Below are 21,972 nucleotides of genomic sequence, written 5' to 3' on the forward strand. Positions count from 1 at the left end.
TGGGCTGATCAGCGGCCGAGCGCACCGGCCAGCTGGGCGTCGGCGTCGCGGAAGGTGGCGGCGGCCTGGGTCAGGTACTGGGCCATGCCGTCGAGGCCCGCGACCATGTTCCGGGCGCCGGTGGTGAACTCGTCGTAGGAGGCGGAGAAGCTGCGGCTGGAGGCGTCGGTGACGTAGCCCTCGGCTACGAGCTGGTCGACGAGGGCCTTGAGCTGACCGAGCATGCCGTCGATCTCGACCCGCCCGTTGGTGAGCCGGCCGGCCGCGTCTTCCATCTGCTGGTAGGTGACGTTGACGTTCGCCATGGTGAGTCCAATCGGGAGGTCCGGGTGCTCCGGGCACCGGAGGATGCGGATACGCGGCGGAACGTAACAACGGATGCCGGTCGACCGGGCCGCTCCGCGGGAACCTGTGGACAACCCGCGCGGGGAGCCTGCCGGACTCGCGCCGGAGGCCGATGCCCTGTTTGCTGGCGGGCGTCGGACCTGCGGAGGGAGCTCGGAAATGGTGCACAGGCTCGTGGTCAGCTACGGACAGCCGGAGGACCCGGCCGCCTTCGACGCGTACTACCGGGAGACGCACACGCCCCTGGCGCTGCGGCAGCCCGGCCTGGTGCGGCTGACCTACGGCAAGCCGGTGTCGCTGGACCCGGCGCAGCCCGCGCCCTACCTGATCGCCGAGCTCGACTTCGACTCCGAGGAGGCGATGGGGCAGGCCATGGCCTCGCCCGAGGGGCGGGCGGCCGGCAAGGACCTCGCCAACTTCGCCACCGGCGGCGCCACCTTCGTGCACTTCGACGTGCAGCAGGCGAGCTGAGCCGGTGAACGGTGCACAGGCGCTCATCCGGACGCTGGTGAGCGCGGGCGTCGACGTCTGCTTCGCCAACCCCGGGACGTCGGAGATGCACTTCGTCGCCGCGCTGGACGACGTGCCGGAGATGCGCGGTGTGCTGACCCTCTTCGAGGGCGTGGCCACCGGCGCGGCCGACGGCTGGGCGCGGATGACCGGCCGGCCCGCCGCGACGCTGCTGCACCTCGGGCCGGGCATGGGCAACGGGCTGGCCAACCTGCACAACGCCCGCCGGGGCACGGCGCCGATGCTCAACGTCGTCGGCGACCACGCCCGCTCGCACAAGCGCCTCGACGCCCCGCTGGAGTCGGACATCGACGCCGTCGCCGGGACCTTCTCGACCTGGCTGCGCCGGTCGCTGTCACCCGCCGACGTCGCCGCCGACGCCGCCGAGGCGGTGGCCGCCGTCGCCACCGGTGGCATCGCGACGCTCATCCTCCCGGCCGACGTCTCCTGGGAGGAGGGCGCCGACGTCGCGGAGCCGCTCCGGGTGCGGCCGCGGCCGCACGTCGCCCCGTCCGTGGTCGAGGACGTGGCCTCGGTCGTGCGGTCCGCCGAGCCGGTGGTGCTCCTGCTCGGTGGCGACGTCATGACCGAGGAGGGCCAGCTGGCCGCCGCCCAGGTCGCCGCGGGCACCGGGGTCCGGCTGATGGCCGAGACGTTCCCGGCCCGGTCGGCGCGCGGCGCCGGCCTGCCCGACCTGCACCGGCTGCCCTACCCGCCGGAGATGGCGATGGCCGCCCTCGCCGGCACCCGGCACCTGGTGCTCGCCGGCACCACCGCGCCGGTGCACTTCTTCGGCTACCCCGGGGTGCCCGGCCACCCGGTGCCCGAGGACTGCGCGGTGCACGTGCTCAGCGCCCCGGGCGAGGACGGCGTCGCCGCGCTGCGGGCGCTGGCCGACGTCGTCGCGCCGGACGCGAAGCCGGAGGTCGCGGAGTTCGAGCGGCCCGAGCTGCCCACCGGCGAGCTGACCCCGCGCAGCATGGCCGCGGTAGTGGGCGCGCTGCTGCCCGAGGACGCCGTCGTCGTCGACGAGGCGCTCACCTCCGGCGCGGGGCTCACCGAGATGACCTCGGCCGGCCCGCGCCACGACTGGCTCTCGCTCACCGGCGGCGCGATCGGCGACGGGCTTCCGATGGCGCTGGGCGCGGCGGTGGCCTGCCCCGACCGGCCGGTGATCGGCATCCAGGCCGACGGCAGCGCGATGTACACGATCTCGGCGCTGTGGAGCTACGCCCGCGAGCAGGCCGACATCACGACGATCGTCTGCGACAACGGCTCGTACGCGATCCTCGAGCACGAGCTCAAGCGGGTGGGCGCGGCCAACGACGGCGAGCGGGCGCGGCAGCTGCTCGACCTGGGCGGCCCCCGGCTGGACTTCGTGGCGATCGCGCAGGGGATGGGCGTGCCGGCGAGCCGTGCGACGACCGCCGACGAGCTGGCCGACCAACTGCGGCGGGCGCTGGCCGAGCCCGGCCCGCACCTCATCCAGGCCGTCCTGCGCTGAGGTCGTCCGGGGGGTGGGGTACCGGTCCGTCACCCGGATGGAGTACACAGAGGCGCTCCGCTGTGACGAGCAGCACAGTGTCGACGAAGGAGTCGTCTCGTGTCCCTGCACCGCAACCGGTTGGCCCCCCTCGCTGTCGCGGCAGGCGTGGGTCTTGGTGTGTTCACCGTCGGGGGCCCCGCCCTCGCCGTCCCCCCGTCCTCCGACGAACAGGTGTCGAACCCGGACTGGCAGCCGGTTCAGCAGTCGCCGAAGGAGCGGGTCTACAACCTGCGCTGGACGGTCGCCGACCCGCGCTACGACTACGCCGGTGAGACCGCCGGCCAGGAGTTCGTGCCCCTGACCGACGAGGCCGGCAACCCGATCAGCAAGGTGCTCTACGGCACCGACCGCGGCTCCGCGTACCGCATCGAGGTGCCGCTGGACTGGAACGGCGACGTCGTCTTCTGGGAGCACGGCTACCGGGGCACCGGCACCACCGTCTACGTCAGCGACCCCAGCTACGACCTGCGGCGCACCTACATCGAGAACGGCTTCGCCTGGGCGGCCTCCTCCTACGGCGAGAACCGGTACGACATCGAGGCCGGTGCGCTCGCCACCGAGCGGCTGGCGCGGATCTTCGACGCGCGGGTCGGGCGGGCCGAACAGCGGTACCTGCAGGGCGTCTCGATGGGCGGGCACGTCATCGGCACGCTCCTGGAGCGCGACCGCGGCGTCGAGTGGGACGGCGCGGCGCCGATGTGCGGCGTCATGGGCGACTTCGAGCTCTACGACTTCTTCCTCGACTACAACCTGCTCGCGCAGACGCTCGCCGGGGTGGACGCCTACCCGTTCCCCTCCCAGTCGGAGTACTTCGCCGAGGTCGTGCCGCAGATCAAGGCCGCGCTCGGCACCCCGACCACGCCGACCCCGGTGTACGAGGGGCTGACCGAGGAGGGCGAGGTCTTCCGCGCCAACATCACGGCGATCACCGGCGGCGAGCGCCCCGGTGACGACGAGGCCTTCGGCTACTGGGAGGGGCAGAACTTCGTCTACGGCGTCGTGACCAACGAGCCCAGTGGCCTCGCGGGCGTGCTGCCGGGTGCGGTCTGGACCAACGCCGACCAGGACTACCCGGTGGACCACACCTTCGAGGACGGCTCCACGCTCGACCAGCGCGTGGAGCGGGTGGCGCCGGCGCCCGGGACCCGGAGCACCCGCCTGGCGGTCCCCGTCCCGGCGCTCACCGGTGACATCGACGTCCCGGTGCTCTCCTCGCACACCCTCGGTGACTACTACGTGCCGTTCTCCATGGAGCAGCACTACGCCGCCGACGTCGCCGCGCAGGGCAACGCGGACCTGCTGGTCCAGCGGGCGATCCGGGCCGCCGGGCACTGCGAGTACACGCCCGAGGAGGCGGCCGACCAGTTCCTCGACCTGGTCGACTGGGTGGAGAACGGCGTGACGCCTGCGGGCGCCTCGGTGCTCGACCCCGAGGTCGTCGCCGACCCGAACTACGGGTGCGAGTTCACCACGCCGGTGCGCACCGGCACGCGGTCCTTCTACGAGGAGTGCCCGGCGCCGGGCGCCGGGGGCTGATCCGCGGCACGGCTGACCACCGAGGGCCCTCCTCCCCGCACCGGGGAGGGGGGCCCTCCGCCGTCCGCGTGCGTCGGTGGGCCCGGCGTGGCCACCCCCGGGTGGCCGGCGTCCGGCGGCGCTGCCTAGATTGCCGGGCAGTGGACGGCGGAGCGGAACCGGAGCCGGAACCCGCCGCACCCCGGCCGTCCCGCCGGCTGGTCACCGACCCCGTGTTCGGGCCCTACTGGGCCGGCAAGCTGCTCGCCAACGTCGGCATCTGGATCCAGAACATCGCGAGCGCGGCGCTGGTCTGGCAGCTGACCGCGTCGGCGTTCCTGGTCGGGATGGTCAGCTTCGCCCAGTTCGTGCCGCAGCTGGTGCTGACCCCGGTGAGCGGCGCGATGGCCGACCGGGGCAGCCCGCGCCGGCAGATCCTGCTCGGCCGCGCGCTGTGTGCGCTCGGGGCCGCGGTGCTGGCCGGCTGGGTCCTGCTCACCCCCGACGTGGCCGACGTGCCGCCGTGGGTCGTGATGGTCTGCGCGCTCGTCGTCGGCATCGGGTTCTCCGTCGGCGGGCCGGCGATGCACTCGCTGCTCCCGTCGCTGGTGCGCCCGGGTGAGCTGCCCCGCGCCGTCGCCCTGGACAACCTGACGCTCTCGGTGGGCCGTGCGGTCGGGCCGGCCGTGGGCGGGATCGTGGCCGCCACCGCCGGGTACGGCGTCGCGTTCGGCCTCGCCGCGGTCGGCCACGTCGTCTTCCTGCTGGCGGTGTTCCGGCTCCGGACGCCGGGTGCGGCCACCGCGCCGGGCCCGCGCCTGTCGGTCGCCGCGGGGATCCGCTACCTGCGCACCGACCCGGTGGTGGGCGTCCTGCTGTTCGGCATCACCGCGGTCGGGATCGGCGCCGACCCCGCCGTCACGCTGGGCCCGGCGCTGTCCGACCGGCTCGGCGGCGGCCCGGAGCTGGTCGGCCTGCTGGCCTCCGCCTTCGGCGTCGGCGCGCTCCTGGGCTTCGTCGTCCACGCCGCCCTGCTGCGCTTCCTCGACCACGCGCGGCTGGCGACCACCGGTTTGGTGCTGCTGGCACTGTCGGCGGTCGGGCTGGCGCTGGCCGGGAGCGAGGCCGCCGCGGTGGCGGCCTTCACGGTGGGTGGCGTGGGGATGACGCTGGCCATGAACGGCGTCACCACGTTGCTCTACGACCGCGTCCCGCGCGAGTACATCGGCCGCATCATGGCGCTCTGGCTGGTCGGCTTCGTCGGTTCGCGGCCGCTGGCCGCGGCGCTCAACGGGGCGCTCACCGACCTGGTGTCGGTCGTCGCCGCCCTGCTCGCGACGGCGGTGTTCGTGCTGGGCGTGGCGGCCGTGTGCCGACCGTCGGTGCTGCGCCGCCCCGCCCCGGGGCGGTGAGGGCGGGCATCATCGGGCGGGTGGTCCGGTCGGTACTGGTGAGCGTTGGTGCGGTGGTGCTGCTGCTCGTGGTCGTGGTCGGCCTGCTGTGGGTGTTCCAGCGCAACCTGGTCTACCTGCCCGACGGCGGGCCGGCGCGGCCGGTCGAGGCCGCCCTGCCTGGTGGCCGGGAGGTCGTCCTGACCACCGGGGACGGGCTGGAGCTCGCCGGCTGGCACCTGCCGGCCGAGGGGGACGGCGCGCCGACGGTCCTGGTGGCCAACGGCAACGGCGGCTCCCGGGACCTGCGCGCCCCCCTCGCGCAGGCGCTCGGCGAGGCCGGGCTGGGGGTGCTGCTGTTCGACTACCGGGGCTACGCCGGCAACCCGGGGAGCCCCACCGAGGAGGGGCTGGCGTCCGACGTCCGCGCCGCGCGGGACTTCCTCCTCGATGAGGGCGTCGCGCCCGACCGGCTCCTCTACTTCGGTGAGAGCCTGGGCGCCGCCGTCGTCACCGAGCTGGCCACCGAGCACCCACCCGCCGGCCTGGTCCTGCGCTCGCCGTTCGTCGACCTGCCGGCGGTGGCCGCGGAGCACTACCCCGTCCTGCCGGTGCGGGCGCTGCTGCGCGACCGCTTCCCGGTGGCCGAGCGGATCGCGCGGGTCGAGGTGCCCACCACGGTCGTGCTGGGCACCGAGGACTCGATCGTGCCGCCGGAGCAGAGCCGCGCCGTCGCCGAGGCGGCGGCCCGGCTGCACAGCCTGGTGGAGGTGCCCGGCGCGGACCACAACGACCGGGTGCTGCTCGACGGGGACGCGCTGGTCGACGCCGTCGTCGAGCTGGCCGAGCACACCACCGGCTGGTCCCGCCCCTGACCGGGGCGGCGGCTGACCGGTTCCCGTCGCCGGGAGCTCGCCGGGCGGCGGCGCGAGCACTCCTCCGGTCGCGCACGCGGCGAGGACGGACGCAGGTGGCCGTCCCCGCCGCATGCAGCGGTCAGGCCGGAACCGGTTGCTCCACCGGACGGCGTCCGCGCTGCAGGGCCAGCACGCCGGCGACGGCGACGACCACACCCACCACCGGTGGGATGAACCACCCGGCCTCGCTGCTCCACCACGCGGCGAACGCGGCGACCGCGTAGACGGCCAGGTTGCGCCACTCGACGTCCGGGAGGGCCGCGTCGGCCGGCATGCCGCGCCGCCAGCGCGCCAGGAAGTCGCCGATCACCACGCCGCCCAGCGGCGGGATCAGGATGCCCAGCCACACCAGGTACTCGATCAGGTTCTCGTAGATGCCGGTGATGGCCAGCAGCGTCCCGATGACCACGCCGCCGATGACGAACGGCTTCTTCGACCGCGAGTTCGCGATCTCCGCGCCGGCGACGCCGAAGTTGTAGGCGGTGTTGTCGTTGGTGGTCCAGAGATTGGCGACGAGGAAGACCAGCCCCCAGCCGACCAGCCCCAGCTGGTACAGCACCAGGACGAAGTCGCCCTCCCCGAAGCTGATCGCCCCGATCGCGCCGAAGCCCAGCATCAGCAGCTCGCCGATCAGGAACGCGACGAGGCAGGCCCAGAAGCCGCTCAGCGGCGTGCGGGCGAACCGGGTCCAGTTGGGCGCCTGCGTGCCGCCCGAGGCGAAGGTTCCGACGACGATGGTGATCGCGGTGGCCAGCGGCATCGTGGTGGCCGGCTCGACACCGGTGAGACCGCTCCAGCCGCCGATCTCGTCCAGGGAGCGCCAGGTGACCCAGCCGGCCAGCACCAGCATGAGCGGCACGGACACCACGGACAGGGCGTACATGCCCTTGTAGCCGAAGTACGCCGTGACGCCCATGAGCGCCCCGCCGGCCAGCATGAGCAGGACCTCGGCGGCCCGGCCCTGCCACTCCAGCGCGCTGGCGGTGAGCCCGGCCAGGGTGGCGACGGTGACCCCGTACCAGCCGACCTGCGTGCCGCCCAGCAGCAGGGAGGCGAGCTTGGCGCCGCGCCGACCGAGGGCGTACCGGCACATCATCACGGTGGTCAGCCCGGTGCGGGCACCGATGCCGCCGATCAGGGCGACGTACACGCCGAGGACGGCGCTGCCCAGCAGCAGCACCCAGATCAGCGAGCCGACGTCGAACGCGGCGCCGATCTGCGCGCCGGCCAGCATGGTGGGCGTGAAGAACGTGAAGCCGAGCAGGACGATCGCCAGGGAGAACAGCGACCTCCGGGCGTGCGCCGGCACCGGGTCGATCGGGTAGTCGGGATCGACGACGGCCGGGGCGTCCTCGGGGCGGACGGTGCTCATCGGGACTGCCCCGTCTCCGCGGACGGCTCGTCCTCGCCGATGTCCTCGTTCCAGAGCGCGGGGTTCGCGGCGATGAAGTCGGTCATCAATCGCGTGCACTCCGGGTCGTCGAGCACCAGCACCTCGACTCCGTGTTCGGCCAGCCACTCGTGGCCGCCCGAGAAGGTGGTCGCCTCACCGACGACGAGCCGGGTGATGCCGAACTGGCGCACCAGGCCGCTGCAGTACCAGCAGGGCGAGAGCGTGGTGACCATCGTCGTACCCCGGTAGGAGGCCTGCCGGCCGGCGCGGCGGAAGGCGTCGGTCTCCCCGTGCACCGACGGGTCGTCGTCCTGCACGCGGCGGTTGTGGCCCCGGCCCAGCACGTCGCCGTCGCGGCCGATGAGCGCGGCCCCGATCGGGATACCGCCCTCGGCGAGCCCGGCGCGCGCCTCCTCGATCGCCACGGCCAGCCACCGTCGGGCGGTCGCTTCCTCCAGTGGGACGGTCATCGCGTCATGTCTCCCGTTCCGGTCGGCGTGGTGCCGAACCCTGGCAGGGACGCTGCCCGCCGTCCATGACCTCTTCATTCCCGTCAGGTCACGAATGGGCATCGGTCGGTGAGCTCCGCGCGTTCACCCGACCGGGTGCTCTGCCATTTCCTGGTCCTCGTCCTTGTCCACAGATCGACTGACGTCACCCCCGCGGACTGGCCCGTTTCCTTACAGTCCGCACCGATTCGACGACTGCTCGACGGGGGATGGGCGTGCCGACTGCTCTGGACGTCGTGGACGGCGAGGTCCGCGAGCTGATCCGCCGGCGTGGGCTGGACCCGTTCACCGATCCGGGCCCGGTGCGGCTGCTGGTGCGCGACGTGGTCGCGGACTACTCGGAGCGGTCGCTGACCTCGGCGCTGCCGCCGATCGGTGATCCGGAGTCGGTGGTCCGCGACGTGCTGGACCGGGTGGCCGGGTTCGGGCCGTTGCAGCGCTACCTGGACGACCCCGAGGTGGAGGAGGTCTGGGTCAACGAGCCGGGCCGAGTGTTCGTCGCCCGCCGCGGCCGCAGCGAGCTGACCACGACGATCCTGGCGCCGGGCGAGCTGGCCGACCTGGTGGAGCGGATGTTGCGCACCTCGGGTCGACGGATCGACATGTCGACCCCATTCGTCGACGCGATGCTGCCCGACGGCTCCCGGCTGCACGTGGTCATCCCCGACATCACCCGCCGCCACATGGCGGTCAACATCCGCAAGTTCGTGCTGCAGGCCCACTCGCTCGACGAGCTGGTCGCGCTGGGCACGCTCACCGCCCAGGCCGCCCGCTTCCTCGAGGCCGCGGTCGCCGCCGGGCTGAACATCCTGGTCTCCGGCGGCACCCAGGCCGGCAAGACGACGCTGCTCAACTGCCTGTGCGCCGCCGTTCCCGCGCGGGAGCGGGTGATCACCTGCGAGGAGGTCTTCGAGCTGCGGGTGCCGCTGCCCGACGTCGTCTCGATGCAGACCCGCCAGCCCAACCTGGAGGGGGCCGGGGAGATCCCGCTTCGCCGGCTGGTGAAGGAGGCGCTGCGGATGCGGCCCTCCCGCATCGTCGTCGGCGAGGTGCGGCAGGAGGAGTGCCTGGACCTGCTCATCGCGCTGAACTCGGGCCTGCCCGGCATGTGCACGCTGCACGCCAACAGCGCCCGCGAAGCGGTCGTGAAGATGTGCACGCTGCCGCTGCTGGCCGGGGAGAACATCGGGACGTCGTTCGTCGTCCCCACCGTCGCGTCCAGCGTGGACCTGGTGGTGCACGCGGGCACGGACGCCGACGGCCGGCGGCGGGTGCGCGAGATCGTCGCGCTGCCCGGCCGGTCCGAGGACGGGGTCGTCGAGATTGCCGACGTGTTCACCAGCCGGGACGGCCGGTTGGTGCGGGCCGACGGCTATCCGCCGCACCCCGAGCGGTTCGCCGCCGCCGGGTTCGACCTCGCCGGGCTGCTGGCGTGACGGAGTCCGGTGCTCTGCTCGGCCTCCTGCTCGGGGTCGGGCTGCTGCTGATCTGGCGCAGCGGGTCCCGCGCGCCGGCGCCGCGCACCGATCCGCGCCGTCCCGGGCGACGGCAGCAGCTGCTGGCCGCCGCGGGGCTCACGGGTATCAACGGCGCGCAGCTGCTCGCCCTGCAGATGGGGCTGGGGTTGCTGGTCACCGTCGTCGTCCTGCTGACGACGAGCACGGTGACCGTCAGCCTTGTCTTCGGCCTCTTCGGCTTCCTGCTGCCGCACGCGCAGGTGCGCCGCCTGGCCGGCAAGCGCCGGGCCGACCTGCGCGAGGTGTGGCCCGAGGTCGTGGACAACCTGGCCTCGGCCGTGCGCGCCGGTCTGTCGCTGCCCGAGGCGCTGGCGGCGCTGTCGACCCGCGGGCCGGAGGTGCTGCGGCCGCCGTTCGCCCGGTTCGCCGCCGAGTACCGCTCCAGCGGCCGGTTCGGGCCGTGCCTGGACCGGCTGAAGGACGACCTCGCCGATCCGGTCGGTGACCGGATCGTGGAGACGCTGCGGGTGGCTCGGGAGGTCGGCGGCAGCGATCTGGGGCGCGTACTGCGCACGCTGTCGACGTTCCTGCGCGAGGACGCCCGAGCGCGCGCCGAGCTGGAGACCCGGCAGGGTTGGGTGGTGCAGGCGGCCCGGCTGGCGGTGGCCGCGCCGTGGGTCGTGCTGCTGCTGCTGGCCACGCAGTCGACCACGCTGGCCGCCTACGACTCGGCGCTGGGCACCGCGATCCTGCTCGGCGGCGGGGCGGTGTGCCTGGTCGCCTACCGGCTGATGCTGCGGATCGGGCGGCTGCCCGAGGACGTGCGGGTGCTCCAGTGAGCGGGGTGGTCCGGTGAGCGCCGGCGTCCTGGGCATGCTGCTCGGCCTGCTGGCCGCGACCGGGCTGGTGCTGGTGTTGACGTACGCGCCGCCGTTCCGTTCGGTGCGGCTGGTCGACCGGCTCGCGCCGTACGTGCACGACACCCCGCCGCCGTCACGGCTGCTGGGCACCGCGACCGAGCCGGGCTTGCTGACGGCGGTGCGCCGGATCGCCGGTCCGTCGATCAGCAACGGCGCCCGCGTGGTCGACCGGTTCGTCGGCGGGCGGGCCGCGGTGCGCCGGCGGCTCGACGCCCTCGGTGGTGAGCTGACGGTGGAGGACTTCCGCATCGAGCAGGTCGTCTGGGGCGGGCTCGGGCTGCTCGGGGCGGCCCTGGTCGCGGCGGTCGGGTCGCTGGCGGCCGGCGACCTCAACGTGCTGTCGGCCGGGCTGCTCTGCGTGGCCGGCCTGGTCGGCGGGGTGCTCGGCCGCGACTGGTGGCTCACCCAGCAGGTGCAGCGGCGGGAGGAGCTGCTGCTCGCCGAGTTCCCGGTGGTCGCCGAGCTGCTCGCGCTCGCGGTGACCGCGGGGGAGAGCCCCACGGCCGCGATCGCCCGGGTCACCCGGCTCTCCGGCGGCGAGCTGGCCCGCGAGCTGGGTGCCGCGCTCGGCCGTGCGCGGGCCGGTGTTCCGCTGGTCGACGCGCTGCAGCAGGTGGCCGACCGCACGTCCCTGGACCCGCTGGCCCGGTTCATCGACGGCCTGCTCGTGGCCATCGAGCGCGGCACGCCGCTGGCCGAGGTGCTGCGCGCCCAGGCCGCCGACGTGCGCGAGGCCGGCAAGCGGCGGCTGCTCGAGGCCGGTGGCCGCAAGGAGATCGCCATGATGGTGCCGGTCGTCTTCCTGGTGCTGCCGGTCACCGTCCTCTTCGCCCTGTTCCCGGGGTTGATCAGCATCGTCTCGCTGGCGCAGTGAGCCCGCGGACAACCGGAAAGGAAGCCCTCATGCGTCCCTACGCCCTCATCTCCGCGACCCTCGTCGCCCTGGTCGAGCGGTTGCGCGGCGAGGATCCCGAGCGGGGCGACGTGCCCGGCTGGGTGATGATCACCGTGATGACCGCCGCGCTGGTGCTGGCGATCCTGATCCCGTTCCGCGCGGCGATCGTCGAGGCGGTGACGAACGCGCTGACGTCGGTCACGAGTGCCGGCTGAAGAAGAACCTCGCCGCCCCCCGCAGCTCGCAGGCTCGCCGCGGGACCCTCCGGCGAGGCCGTTCCATCAGCTCACCTCCCCACGGCTCGCGAGCCCGGCGCGGGCCCCTGCAGAGAGGCCGGACGGTCATCGGGAGCGGGGCAGCGCCGTCGTCGATTTCGTGCTGGTCTCGCTGTTGATCGTGGCGCTGCTGCTGGCGGTGCTGCAGGTGGCGGTCTACGTGCACGTGCGCAACGTGGTGACCGCGAGCGCGCAGGAGGGTGCGCGGTACGCGGCGGCCGCCGACGTCGACTCCGGCTACGGGGCCGCGCGCACGGTGGAGGTGGTGGCGCGGGCGACGTCGGAGCAGACCGCGCGCGGGCTGGCCTGCACGTCGGGGGAGGAGGCCGATCCCTCCGGGGCGACGCTGGTGGTGGTGCGCTGCTCGGGGTCGGTGCCCTCGCTGCTGGCGGCGTTGGGGAACCTGCTGCCGCTGGAGGTCACCGGCCGGGCGATGAAGGAGGCCGGGTGAGGTGGCTGCGCGCCCGCCTCGGGCAGCTGGAGGGTGAGCGCGGGTCGGCGCTGGTGGAGTTCGTGTTCATCGCCCTGGTGGTGTTCGTGCCGCTGGTCTACGTGGTGGCGGGGTTCTCGGCGGTGCAGCGCGGGGTGTTCGCCTCGCAGGCCGCCGCGCGGGAGGCGGGGCGGGCGATGGGCACCGCGCCGGATCCGGTGACAGGGCAGGAGCGGGCGCTGCGGGCGGCGCAGCTGGCGGTGGCCGACCAATCGATCGAGGCCACCGACCTGCAGCTCGCGTACGCACCGGCCGGCGCCGGGTGCGAGGCGGCGGGCAGCTACGCCCCGACGCTGGCGCCGGGGGAGGAGTTCTCCGTGTGCGTGACGGTGACGGTGCGGATCCCGCTGCTGCCGGAGTTCGTCGACGCCAACACCGCCACCGGCCAGTTCGTCGTCGAGCGCGACCGCTACGCCGACGGCTGACCCGGGTACTCCGGAACGGGCACCAGCAGGGCGTCCAGCGGCAGCCGCTCCCGCGCTGCCCGCTCGCGTGCGGCCAGCGCATCGGGCAGCTCCGCCTCGGCATCGCGGCGGCCGAGCGCCAGGACGACGAGCGGAACGACGGCGGTCGGCAGGTCGAGCAACGCGGCGACCCGTTCCCGGTCGAAACCGCCGAGCTGGTGCACCGCCAGGCCCTCGTGCTCGGCCTGCACGGTGAGGTGCGCGACCGCCTGCCCGGTGTCGTAGACGGCCCACGGGCGTGGGGCGCCGTCCGGGCCGGCGGTCTCGGCCGCGACGACGACGAGCGCGGACGACGCATGCGCCCACACCCGGTTCCCCGACGCGAGTGCGTCCTGGACAGCCGCGAACTCGGCTGTTCCGCGGCGGGCCACCGCGAACCGCCACGGCTGGCTGTTGTTCGCGCTCGGCGCCCATCGGGCGGCCTCCAGGAGCGCGGTCAGCTGCGCGTCGGTCAGCTCGTGCGCCGCGTCCAGGGCCCGGGAGCTCCACCGCCCGGCCAGCAGGGGGTGCAGGGGCACGGCGGTGACGGCGGTCTTGCAGGCGCTCATGCCATCGACAGCCCGAGTCGAGGGTTCGATCTTCCGTGCGGTCGGTCACCCGGCCGACGGGCTCAGCGGCGGACCGCGTCCAGGTAGCGCAGCACCGCGGTGACCCGCCGGTCGGCGGCGTCGGTCGGTGGCAGGTCGAGCTTGGCGAAGATGCTGCGGATGTGCTTGTGCACCGCTCCGTCGGTGACGACCAGCCGGGCGGCGATCGCGGCGTTGCCCAGCCCCTCGGCCATGAGCGCGAGCACCTCCCGCTCGCGGGCGCTGAGCCGGTCCAGCCCGGCGTCCGGGCGCGACCGGGTGAGCAGCTGGGCCACCACCGCCGGGTCGATCGCCGTCCCGCCCTCCGCGACCCGGTGCAGCGCGTCGAGGAACTGCTCCACCCGCCCCACCCGCTCCTTGAGCAGGTAGCCCAGCCGCCGCGCCCCACCGGCCAGCAGCTCGGTGGCGAACGCCTGCTCCACGTAGGCAGACAGCACCAGCACCGCCAGCTCCGGCTGCCGGCGCCGGGCCTCGACCGCGGCCCGCACCCCCTCGTCGGTGTGCGTCGGCGGCATCCGGACGTCGACGATCGCCACGTCCGGGCGGTGCTCGTCGACGGCGGCCAGGAACCCCTCCGGCCCGTCCGCGGTCGCCACGACCTCCAGCGACTCGGCGCGCAGCAGCAGCGCCAGCCCTTCCCGCAGCAGCGCGTCGTCCTCGGCGATCACGATCCGCACGGCAGCGCGACCTCCAGCGTCGTCGGCCCACCCGGCGGGCTGGTCAGGGTGAACTCCCCGTCGTGCGCCTCCACCCGCCGGCGCACCCCGGTCAGCCCGGAGCCGCCGCCCTCGAGCGCCCCGCCGCGCCCGTCGTCGGTCACCGCCAGGTGCAACCGGCCCCCCTGCAGGCGCACCGTCACCCGCGCCGCGGTGGCGCCGCTGTGCCGCGCCACGTTGGTCAGCGCCTCGGCGGCCACGAACCAGGCGGTCGCCTCCACCGACGCCGGGCACCGCACCGGGACGTCGACGTCCACGGTGCACGGCACCGGGCTGGCCGCCGCCAGCCCGCTCAGCGCGCCGGACAGCCCGCGGTCGACCAGCACCGGCGGCAGGATCCCGCGGGCGACCGACCGCAGCTCGGCCAGCGCCTGCTCGGCGGCGTCCTGGGCCCGCTCCAGCAGCTCCTCGGTGGCCGCGGGATCCCGCCCCAGCGAGCGGCGGGCCGCACCGAGCAGCACGGTCGTCGTCACCAGCCGGTTCTGCGTGCCGTCGTGCAGCGACCGCTCGATGCGCCGCAGCTCGGCCACGTGCGCGTCCAGCGCCGCCGCCCGCGTGGCGGTCAGCTCGGCCACCCGCAGCGACAGGTCGGTGCCCGGCGGTGCGGACAGCAGCCGCCGCGCCGCCCGCGCGTGCAGCCGGGCCATCCCCGGGGTCGCCCCGACGGTCAGCGCCGCCCAGCCGAGCCCGAGCAGCGCCACGGCGGCCGCGCCGGTCCAGGTGTCGACCGACCACCACCACGGCCGGCTCGCCTCGCCCGGCGGCAGCAGCGGCCACCACAGCGGGAAGGTCAGGTCGCGCACCGCGTAGACGGGCAGCCCGACCCCGACCAGCGTCCACACCAGCCCGACCGTCGCCGCCCCGGCCAGCCAGGCCAGCTCCCGCCGGGCCGCCGGGTCGAACGGCGACCGGGGCGCCGCGGCGGGGCCGAGGACGTCGGGGCCCCAGCGGGCGAGGCGGGCGCGCTCCCGGTCGGCCAGCGCGTGCACCAGCCGCAGCGCCCCCGGGACCAGCAGCACGCCGATGCCGACCAGGCAGGTCAGGGCGACGACGAGCACCCAGAGCAGCACGGCCAGTGCCAGCAGCGAGGTGCCGAGCCCGCCGCCGAGCTGCTCGAGCGCGGTCAGGGTGTCCCGGCCGGCCCGGACCGCCGCCGGGCGCAGACCGCGCGCGGCCGCGGGAGCCGGTGCGACGGGCGGGGGAACGGAAGGCACCCCCGAACGCTAGGAGCACCGGGGCCTCGCCGTCAGCACCCGAACCGCAGGAGTACAGCCTGCTGTACCTCGAACGGGCAGGTCAGGGGATCGGCAGGCCGCCGCGCCGTCCCGAGGATCGATCACGTACCGATCCCGCGACCTCCAGGAGCCCGTCGTGCCCGACCCCTACCGCCTCGACGACACCGCGCCGTCCCCCACTCCCGACGGCCACCCCATCCCGCCCCGGTACGGCACCCCGCCGTACCGGCCCGCCGGGGACGGCGGGCGCCTGCGGACCGCGCTGTGGCTGCTGCTGGCCCTCAGCGTCGCCGTCAACGCGCTCGCGTCGTTCGGCGTGCTGCCCCTGGTGGCCAGCATCGTCTCCGGAGTGGTCACCGCCGGCTGCGTCGCCGCGCTGATCACCCTGCACGTCCGCCGGCGATGACCGCCGCCCTGCGCCGGCCGGGCACCGACCCGGCCGCGCCCCAGGAGCCCGCCGTGGCGCTGCACGGGGTCACCAAGGTGCACCCCAACGGCGTCCGGGCCCTCGACGACGTCACGCTCGCCGTGCCGCGCGGCTCCTTCCTCGCGGTGATGGGCCCCTCCGGCTCGGGCAAGAGCACCCTGCTGCACTGCGCGGCGGGCCTGGACACCCCCACCGCCGGCGACGTGCTGCTCGACGGCACGGAGATCGGCCGGCTCGACGAGACCCGCCGGACGGAGCTGCGCCGCGACCGGATCGGCTTCGTGTTCCAGGCCTACAACCTGGTACCGGCGCTGACCGTCGCCGACAACATCACCCTGCCGCTGCGGCTGGCCGGGCAGCGCCTGGACCACGAGTGGGTCCGCTCGCTGGTGGACCGGGTGGGGCTGACCGGCCGGCTCGGCCACCGCCCGACCGAGCTCTCCGGCGGGCAGCAGCAGCGCGCAGCGATCGCCCGGGCGCTCGTGGCCCGGCCCGCCGTCGTCTTCGCCGACGAGCCCACCGGCGCGCTGGATCTGCGCAGCGCCGGCAAGGTGCTCGGGCTGCTGCGCGACCTGGTCGACGAGCTGGGCCAGACCGTCGTCATGGTCACCCACGACCCGGCCGCCGCCGCCCGCGCCCACCGCGCGCTGGTGATGGCCGACGGCCGGGTCGTCGAGACGCACGAGGCTCCGGCCGCCGCCGAGCTGGCCGCCCGCCTCGCCGAGCTGGGGCGGTGAGCCCGGTGTTCGCGATCGCCCTCCGGATGACCCGCCGCCGGCTGGCCGCGCTCGTCGCGGTGGTCTGCGCGGTGCTCGGCGGGGCCGCCATCGTCACCGGCACCGGGGTGCTGGCCGAGTCCGGCCTGCGCTCGGAGCTGCCGGTCGACCGGCTGGCCGCCGCCGACGTGCTCGTCGCCGCCGACCAGACGGTGCGGTCGTCGGGGGAGCTGCCGGTCGCGCTGCCCGAGCGGGCCGGCGTGCCCGCAGACCTGGCCGGCCGCCTCGCCGGTCTGCCCGGCGTCACCGCCGCCGCCGGCGACCTCGCGTTCCCGGCCGCCGTGCTGACCGCCGACGGCGACGTGGTCGGCGGCGACGCCCCCGCCGCCGTGGGCCACGGCTGGAGCTCGCTGCAGCTGCTGCCCGACCGGCAGGTGCGGGGCAGCCCGCCGGTCGGCCCGGACGAGGTCGCCGTCGACCCGGCCGTCGCCGCGGCCGCCGGCCTCGAACCGGGCGATCCGGTCCGCGTCGTCGCCGCGGGGCGGACGGCGGAGTACCGGGTGACGGCGGTGGCCGGGCCGGCCGGCGCGGGCGTGCTGTTCGCCGACGACGTCGCCGCACGGCTGGCCGGGCGCACCGGCACCGTCGACCTCGTCGGCCTGCGGGTCGAGCCGGGCGCCACGGACCGGGTCGCCGACGCCGTGCGCGCGCAGGTCGCCGACGCCGGCCTGGAGGTGGCGACCGGGGGCGACCGGGGGGAGCTGGTGCTGCCCGAGGCAGCCGCCGCCCGCAGCCTCCTCGTCGCGCTGGCCTCCTCGCTGGCCGGGGTGCCGCTGCTCGTCGTCGGGTTCGTCATCGCCGGCGCGCTGTCGGTGTCGATCGCCGGTCAGCGGCGCGAGCTGGCGCTGCTGCGCGCGGTCGGCACCACCCCGCGGCAGGTGCGCAGGCTGGTCGCGACCCAGGCCGGCCTGGCCGCCGCCGTCGCGCTGGTCCCCGGGATCGCGCTGGGCTACCTGCTCGCCGACCGGTTCCGTCGGCTCCTGGTCGGCACGGGCCTGATCCCCGAGCAGCTGCCGCTCACGTGGAGCCCGCTGCCGGCGCTGGCCGCCACGCTGCTGCTGCTCCTGGTCGTCCAGATCGCGGCCCGCGGCGCGGCGTGGCGGGTCTCGCGGGCGCCGGTCACCGCCGCCCTCGGGGAGAGCCGCACCGGGCCGGCGGTGCCGTCGGCGGTGCGCACCCGGATCGGCCTGGGGCTCCTGGTGGCCGCCCTTCCGCTCGCGGTGCTGCCGCTGCTGCTGCGCTCGCAGCTCGGTGCGGCGGGCACGTCGCTGGCCGGCATCGTCGGCGCCATCGGTCTGGCGCTGGCCGGCCCGGTGCTGCTGCGCCGGGTCACCGGCGGGCTGGCCCGCCGGCTCCCGGCGAGCACCTCCGCGCCGACCTGGCTCGCGGTGGCCAACCTGCACGGGTACGCACTGCGTTCGGCCGGCGCGGTCACCACGCTGGCGATGGCCGTGGTGCTCGCGCTGACCTACACCTCCTCGCACACCACGGTGGCCGCCGCCGTCACCGGGGAGGCCGAGGAGGCCACGCTGGCCACCGCGCAGGTCGTCGCCCCGGCGCTCGGCGGCATCCCCGAGGACGCGCTGACCGCCGTGCGGGCCACCCCCGGCGTCGAGGCCGCCGCCCCCGTGCGCACCACCGCGGTGCTGTGGTCGCAGCGCCTGCTCGGCGAGGTCACCGTCGAGCCGCAGGGTGCGCTGGTGCTCACCCCCGCCGCGCCCGAGGTGCTCGACCTCGACGTCCGGGCCGGCAGCCTGGCCGGGCTGACCGGCGACACCGTCGCGCTGGGCACCGAGGCGGCGCGCGCCCGCGACGCCGGTGTCGGCAGCCGGGTGCGGCTCACCCTCGGTGACGGTGCCGAGGTGACGGCACGGGTGGTCGCCGTCTACGAGCGCACTCTCGGCCTCGGCGCCGTCGTCCTCTCCTCGGACCTGGCCGCCGGGCACACCACCAGCGATCTCGCCGACCAGCTCCTGGTCCGCACCGACGGCAGCGCCGCCGCCGACCGGGCCCTGGCCGCGGCGGTCGCGGCCCGACCGGGCCTGGTGCTGGCCGATGCCGCCGCCGGACCGGCGCGAGCGGTGCCGCCGGAGACGTGGGTCAACCTCGCGGTGGTCGGCGTGCTGCTGGGCTACGTGCTGCTCGGCGTCGCCAACTCGCTGGTCGCCGCCACCGCCCAGCGCCGCGAGGAGCTGGCCACCCTGCGGCTCAGCGGCACCACGCCGGCCCAGCTGCGAGCCATGGTGCGGTGGGAGGCCGGGTTCATCTCGGCCGCCGCCGTCCTCGCCGGGGTCCTGGTCTCGGCCGTGCCGCTGGCGCTGCTGGGCCTTGGGTTCCTCGACCGGCCCTGGCCGGCCGGGCCCTGGTGGCTGCTGCCCGCAGCGGCCGTCGTCGTCACCGCGATCGCGGTCGCCGGCATCGGGCTGCCGGCCCGCTCGGCGCTGCGCACGCCACCGACGGCGGCCCTGACCGGCGCGGGATAGCCGTACCGCCCTGGAGACGTCGGTCGGTCCCCGGGGCCCTCGTCGGCAGGGACCTCCGGCCCGGCGGTCGGGACCCTCGGCCCTCTCGCGGGACCACCCCCCGCGACCAGCATGGAAGCGGGTCCGGGAGAGCACCCGGTCCGGGCGCCGCCGGCGCCCGACCACCGAGCAGAGGGAGTGGTCATGAGCGTCGACGTGCAGCAGCGTCCGCGCACGGCGGAGCGGCCCGCGGTCGGGCAGCGTCCGGCCGTGGGCCGCGCCCAGGTGCGGTCGGCCCCGCCCGCGGAGAAGCGCGGCCCGGAGTACCACGGCTGGTTGTGCGCCCTCGGCGTCGTCGTCGCGGCGACGATCGTCCTCACCGCCATGATCGTGCTCACGATGCTGGCCGGAGGCGACGGCCACCTGCAGTGATCTGTCGGGGGCCGGGCGACCAGGTCGAGCACGCCCGTGACTCCGCCCGCGGGTGGCGGGAGCAGCACGGGCGTGGCGGCGGCCGCCGAGGCGGCTGACCGACCCGACCGGTCGGGTCGGTCAGCCGTGGCGCCCCCGGGTCAGCCGCCCCGCTCGACCTCGGCCTGCACGACGCCCCGCACCGCGCGCAGCAGCGACTCGTCGGAGGTGTCGCCGTTCGAGAGGGCGGTACGCGCCTGGTCGTCCAGCAGGCTGCCGTCCACCGACTCGAGCCAGGTGACCTCTCCCTCGGCGCGGCGGCCGACCCGCAGGCCCTCGCCCTCCGGCGTCACCACGTACTCCTGGCCATCCACCTGGATCGTCATCTCGTCGCTCATGCACGGCCCCCTACCCCCGAGACCCCCGGTTCCACGCAGGGCGACCTGCGCCCGGGGAGGATGCGCGCATGGACGAGGAGTTCTGCGAGGTCGTGGTCACCGCCGCGGACGCCGACTGGCTGGCCGGCTACACCCGCACGCTGGTCGACGAGCGGCTGGCCGCCTGCGGGCACCACGTGACGCCGATCCGGTCGGTGTACCGCTGGGAGGGGGCGGTGCAGGACGAGAGCGAGGCCCGGGTGGCCCTGCACACCCGCCGGGCGCTGGTGCCCCGGATCGTCGCGCGCACCCGGGAGCTGCACCCGTACGACGTCCCGTGCGTCATCGCCCTCCCGCTGGTCGGCGGCAACCCCGACTACCTGCGGTGGATCGCAGCGGAGACCGACTCCCCGTCCTGATTGGCTCCCCCCCTTTCCGGGGAGAACAGAGGAAGCTGGCTGCGGTAGGGATCACAGCTGCCGATGGAGGGGACGAGCGGCGCGCCAGCGGGCGCCCCGGGACCGGCGGAGGAGACGTGGCGCGAGGCGTGAGCCAGGGCGGGCTGCCGCTCGACGGCCGGGAGGGTGCCGCGTCCCGTGCCTCGGACGCCGCGCTCGTCGGCGCCGTGGTCGACGCCTTGCCGTCCCCGACCGTGCTGCTCGACCCGGACGGCGTGATCGTGATGGTCAACTCGGCCTGGGTCGCCGCCGGGCTCGAGCACGGGCAGTCGATCCGGCCAGGTGCGGACTACTACGCCGAGGCGGTCGGGCTTGCCGACGATCCGGACGGCCGGGAGCTCATCACCGAGCTGCGCGAGCTGATCGCCGGCGCGCGCACGCAGGTGGCGATCGACCGTTCGCTGCCCAGCCCGGCCGGCGGCGGGCGGCTCTGGTTCCACGTGCAGGCCACCCGGGTGGGCGACCAGGGGCACGTCGTCGTCACCCACACCGACGTCACCGCGCGGGTGCGCGCCGAGCTGGCCTCGTCCTGGCAGGCCCGCCACGACCACCTCACCGAGCTGCCCAACCGCGCGTACCTGCACGAGCTCATCGACCGGGAGCTGGAGCACCCCGAACGCCCGGCCCTCGCGGTGCTGTTCCTCGACGTCGACGGCTTCAAGGAGGTCAACGACTCCCTCGGCCACGAGGTCGGCGACGAACTGCTGCGCCGGCTGTCGACCCGGCTGCTCGAGGCCACCCGCAGCCAGGACACGGTGGGCCGGCTGGGTGGCGACGAGTTCGTGATCGTGTGCCGGGACTGCGGGAGCGACGGGGCCGATGCCCTCGCCGCCCGCTGCCAGGCCGCCCTCGCCGAGCCGTTCGTGCTGGCGGGGCGCACGCTCACCCTGGGCGCCAGCATCGGCATCGCCGCCGTCGGACGCGATGACCGCCGGGGAGTCCGCTCGACCGATCTGGTCCGGGACGCGGACCTGGCCATGTACGCGGCCAAGGCGGCCGGACGCGGTGGGGTCCGGATGTTCACCCCCGACCTGCGGAGCGCCGCGCAGGACCGGCTCCAGCTGGCCGGTGAGCTGCGCGGGGCCATCGAGCAGGGGCAGCTGGTGCTGCACTACCAGCCGGTGATGCACCTGGCGACGGGCGACTGCTCGGCGGTCGAGGCGCTGGTGCGCTGGCAGCACCCGGACCGCGGGCTGCTCGGGCCCGGGGAGTTCCTGCCGCTGGCCGTCCAGCACGGCCTGATGGTCCCGCTGACCCGCTGGGTCCTGCGCACCGCCGTCCGGCAGGCCGCCGTCTGGGACGCGGCGGGGCTACCGCTGGTCATGGGCGTCAACATCGGGGCCGAGCACTTCGCCACCGGCACGCTGGGCTCCGACGTCGCCACGGCTCTCACCGAGGCGGGGCTGCCGCCCGAGCGGCTGGTGGTGGAACTCACCGAGACCAGCGTGGCCGCCGACTTCGACTCGGCGGCCGCCCAGCTGGCCGCGCTGCGGGTCACCGGCGTGGAGGTCGCCATCGACGACTTCGGTCGCGGGTTCTCCTCGCTGGGCCAGCTCGTCTCGCTCCCGGCCGGCGTCCTCAAGATCGACCGGAGCCTCGTCGTGGGGGTGGCCGGCCGGGCCCGGGAGTCCGCCGCCGCCATCGCCGCCGTCGTCGGGCTGGCGCAGGCGGTCGGCATGCGGACCCTCGCCGAGGGCGTCGAGACCGCCGGGCAGCTGGCCCTGGCGACCGAGCTGGGCTGCACCTTCGCCCAGGGCTTCCACATCGCGCGGCCGATGCCGGCGGAGGAGATCCCCGGCTGGATGGCCGACCACTGCGCGGGGCCGCCGCCGGCGCCCCTGCTCACCGGGGCCGGGGCGCTGTCCCGCGGCCTCGGGTCCCCGACCTCCGGCTGAC

Annotated in this window: 24 protein-coding genes; 17 read left to right on the plus strand and 7 right to left on the minus strand. The window is 75.4% G+C overall.

Features of this window, described 5'->3' with window-relative positions; all coding sequences use genetic code 11:
• Window positions 1-8: 8 nt before the first annotated feature.
• Entirely contained in the window at window positions 9-305 is a 297-nt protein-coding gene (locus ACI8AP_RS00420) for a WXG100 family type VII secretion target (protein ID WP_456587347.1), read from the minus strand.
• A 199-nt stretch (window positions 306-504) separates the two neighbouring features.
• Here ACI8AP_RS00420 and ACI8AP_RS00425 point away from each other — a divergent pair, with 199 nt between their 5' ends.
• The 5 genes from ACI8AP_RS00425 (at window position 505) to ACI8AP_RS00445 (ending at window position 6,182) form a co-directional block, all read left to right on the plus strand.
• Window positions 505-816: an EthD family reductase gene (locus ACI8AP_RS00425; protein ID WP_456587348.1), complete on the plus strand. Its 312-nt coding sequence runs from the start codon at window positions 505-507 to the stop codon at window positions 814-816.
• 4 nt (window positions 817-820) lie between these two features.
• Window positions 821-2,359, plus strand: coding sequence for an acetolactate synthase large subunit (locus tag ACI8AP_RS00430; protein ID WP_456587349.1), 1,539 nt, complete (start codon window positions 821-823; stop codon window positions 2,357-2,359).
• Between the two features lie 99 nt (window positions 2,360-2,458).
• Window positions 2,459-3,937: an esterase gene (locus ACI8AP_RS00435; protein ID WP_456587350.1), complete on the plus strand. Its 1,479-nt coding sequence runs from the start codon at window positions 2,459-2,461 to the stop codon at window positions 3,935-3,937.
• A gap of 140 nt (window positions 3,938-4,077) precedes the next feature.
• Window positions 4,078-5,328 (plus strand): MFS transporter, encoded by a 1,251-nt coding sequence (locus tag ACI8AP_RS00440; RefSeq protein WP_456587351.1) that lies wholly within the window; start codon window positions 4,078-4,080, stop codon window positions 5,326-5,328.
• A gap of 38 nt (window positions 5,329-5,366) precedes the next feature.
• A complete protein-coding gene (locus tag ACI8AP_RS00445) occupies window positions 5,367-6,182 on the plus strand; it encodes an alpha/beta hydrolase (RefSeq protein WP_456587352.1) in 816 nt (271 codons plus the stop codon).
• Window positions 6,183-6,303: 121 nt separating this feature from the next.
• Here the strand turns inward: ACI8AP_RS00445 and codB are convergent, their stop codons facing one another.
• Window positions 6,304-7,596: a cytosine permease gene (codB, locus tag ACI8AP_RS00450; protein ID WP_456587353.1), complete on the minus strand. Its 1,293-nt coding sequence runs from the start codon at window positions 7,594-7,596 to the stop codon at window positions 6,304-6,306.
• Window positions 7,593-8,087: a nucleoside deaminase gene (locus tag ACI8AP_RS00455; RefSeq protein ID WP_456587354.1), complete on the minus strand. Its 495-nt coding sequence runs from the start codon at window positions 8,085-8,087 to the stop codon at window positions 7,593-7,595. The genes codB and ACI8AP_RS00455 overlap by 4 nt, the downstream gene beginning before the upstream one ends.
• Before the next feature lie 254 nt (window positions 8,088-8,341).
• On the opposite strand from ACI8AP_RS00455, the gene ACI8AP_RS00460 reads away from it, so the two are divergent.
• Genes ACI8AP_RS00460 through ACI8AP_RS00485 form a run of 6 tightly spaced genes read left to right on the plus strand, consistent with a single transcriptional unit; the run spans window position 8,342 to window position 12,588 of the window.
• On the plus strand, window positions 8,342-9,562 hold the full coding sequence (locus tag ACI8AP_RS00460) for a CpaF family protein (protein ID WP_456587355.1): 1,221 nt from the start codon (window positions 8,342-8,344) through the stop codon (window positions 9,560-9,562).
• A complete protein-coding gene (locus ACI8AP_RS00465) occupies window positions 9,559-10,422 on the plus strand; it encodes a type II secretion system F family protein (protein WP_456587356.1) in 864 nt (287 codons plus the stop codon). The genes ACI8AP_RS00460 and ACI8AP_RS00465 overlap by 4 nt, the downstream gene beginning before the upstream one ends.
• Before the next feature lie 13 nt (window positions 10,423-10,435).
• A complete protein-coding gene (locus tag ACI8AP_RS00470) occupies window positions 10,436-11,377 on the plus strand; it encodes a type II secretion system F family protein (protein ID WP_456587357.1) in 942 nt (313 codons plus the stop codon).
• A gap of 29 nt (window positions 11,378-11,406) precedes the next feature.
• Window positions 11,407-11,613 (plus strand): hypothetical protein, encoded by a 207-nt coding sequence (locus ACI8AP_RS00475; RefSeq protein WP_456587358.1) that lies wholly within the window; start codon window positions 11,407-11,409, stop codon window positions 11,611-11,613.
• Window positions 11,603-12,124, plus strand: coding sequence for a TadE/TadG family type IV pilus assembly protein (locus tag ACI8AP_RS00480; protein ID WP_456587359.1), 522 nt, complete (start codon window positions 11,603-11,605; stop codon window positions 12,122-12,124). Before ACI8AP_RS00475 ends, ACI8AP_RS00480 begins: the two co-directional genes overlap by 11 nt.
• Complete coding sequence (locus tag ACI8AP_RS00485) at window positions 12,121-12,588, plus strand: hypothetical protein (RefSeq protein ID WP_456587360.1); 468 nt, start codon at window positions 12,121-12,123, stop codon at window positions 12,586-12,588. The genes ACI8AP_RS00480 and ACI8AP_RS00485 overlap by 4 nt, the downstream gene beginning before the upstream one ends.
• On the opposite strand, the gene ACI8AP_RS00490 is transcribed toward ACI8AP_RS00485, so the two are convergent.
• The 3 genes from ACI8AP_RS00490 to ACI8AP_RS00500 all read right to left on the minus strand — a co-directional run bounded on the left by ACI8AP_RS00490 (window position 12,573) and on the right by ACI8AP_RS00500 (window position 15,144).
• A complete protein-coding gene (locus ACI8AP_RS00490) occupies window positions 12,573-13,175 on the minus strand; it encodes a nitroreductase family protein (protein WP_456587361.1) in 603 nt (200 codons plus the stop codon). The genes ACI8AP_RS00485 and ACI8AP_RS00490 overlap by 16 nt on opposite strands.
• A 62-nt stretch (window positions 13,176-13,237) precedes the next feature.
• Window positions 13,238-13,891, minus strand: coding sequence for a response regulator (locus ACI8AP_RS00495; RefSeq protein WP_456587362.1), 654 nt, complete (start codon window positions 13,889-13,891; stop codon window positions 13,238-13,240).
• A complete protein-coding gene (locus ACI8AP_RS00500) occupies window positions 13,879-15,144 on the minus strand; it encodes a sensor histidine kinase (protein WP_456587363.1) in 1,266 nt (421 codons plus the stop codon). Before ACI8AP_RS00500 ends, ACI8AP_RS00495 begins: the two co-directional genes overlap by 13 nt.
• A 157-nt stretch (window positions 15,145-15,301) precedes the next feature.
• Here ACI8AP_RS00500 and ACI8AP_RS00505 point away from each other — a divergent pair, with 157 nt between their 5' ends.
• The 4 genes from ACI8AP_RS00505 to ACI8AP_RS00520 all read left to right on the plus strand — a co-directional run bounded on the left by ACI8AP_RS00505 (window position 15,302) and on the right by ACI8AP_RS00520 (window position 19,262).
• On the plus strand, window positions 15,302-15,571 hold the full coding sequence (locus ACI8AP_RS00505) for a hypothetical protein (RefSeq protein WP_456587364.1): 270 nt from the start codon (window positions 15,302-15,304) through the stop codon (window positions 15,569-15,571).
• On the plus strand, window positions 15,568-16,329 hold the full coding sequence (locus ACI8AP_RS00510) for an ABC transporter ATP-binding protein (RefSeq protein ID WP_456587365.1): 762 nt from the start codon (window positions 15,568-15,570) through the stop codon (window positions 16,327-16,329). Before ACI8AP_RS00505 ends, ACI8AP_RS00510 begins: the two co-directional genes overlap by 4 nt.
• Window positions 16,326-18,851, plus strand: a complete 2,526-nt coding sequence (locus ACI8AP_RS00515; protein WP_456587366.1) for an FtsX-like permease family protein — start codon at window positions 16,326-16,328, stop codon at window positions 18,849-18,851. The genes ACI8AP_RS00510 and ACI8AP_RS00515 overlap by 4 nt, the downstream gene beginning before the upstream one ends.
• Before the next feature lie 183 nt (window positions 18,852-19,034).
• Window positions 19,035-19,262 (plus strand): hypothetical protein, encoded by a 228-nt coding sequence (locus tag ACI8AP_RS00520; RefSeq protein ID WP_456587367.1) that lies wholly within the window; start codon window positions 19,035-19,037, stop codon window positions 19,260-19,262.
• Between the two features lie 140 nt (window positions 19,263-19,402).
• Here the strand turns inward: ACI8AP_RS00520 and ACI8AP_RS00525 are convergent, their stop codons facing one another.
• On the minus strand, window positions 19,403-19,639 hold the full coding sequence (locus ACI8AP_RS00525; protein ID WP_456587368.1) for a hypothetical protein: 237 nt from the start codon (window positions 19,637-19,639) through the stop codon (window positions 19,403-19,405).
• Window positions 19,640-19,707: 68 nt separating this feature from the next.
• Between ACI8AP_RS00525 and cutA the strand changes: the two genes are divergently transcribed.
• Together cutA and ACI8AP_RS00535 are read left to right on the plus strand one after the other, a co-directional pair.
• Window positions 19,708-20,037: a divalent-cation tolerance protein CutA gene (gene cutA / locus ACI8AP_RS00530; RefSeq protein ID WP_456587369.1), complete on the plus strand. Its 330-nt coding sequence runs from the start codon at window positions 19,708-19,710 to the stop codon at window positions 20,035-20,037.
• A gap of 116 nt (window positions 20,038-20,153) precedes the next feature.
• On the plus strand, window positions 20,154-21,971 hold the full coding sequence (locus ACI8AP_RS00535) for a putative bifunctional diguanylate cyclase/phosphodiesterase (RefSeq protein ID WP_456587370.1): 1,818 nt from the start codon (window positions 20,154-20,156) through the stop codon (window positions 21,969-21,971).
• Window position 21,972 lies beyond the last annotated feature (1 nt).

This window comes from Blastococcus sp. SYSU DS1021, from assembly GCF_054050995.1.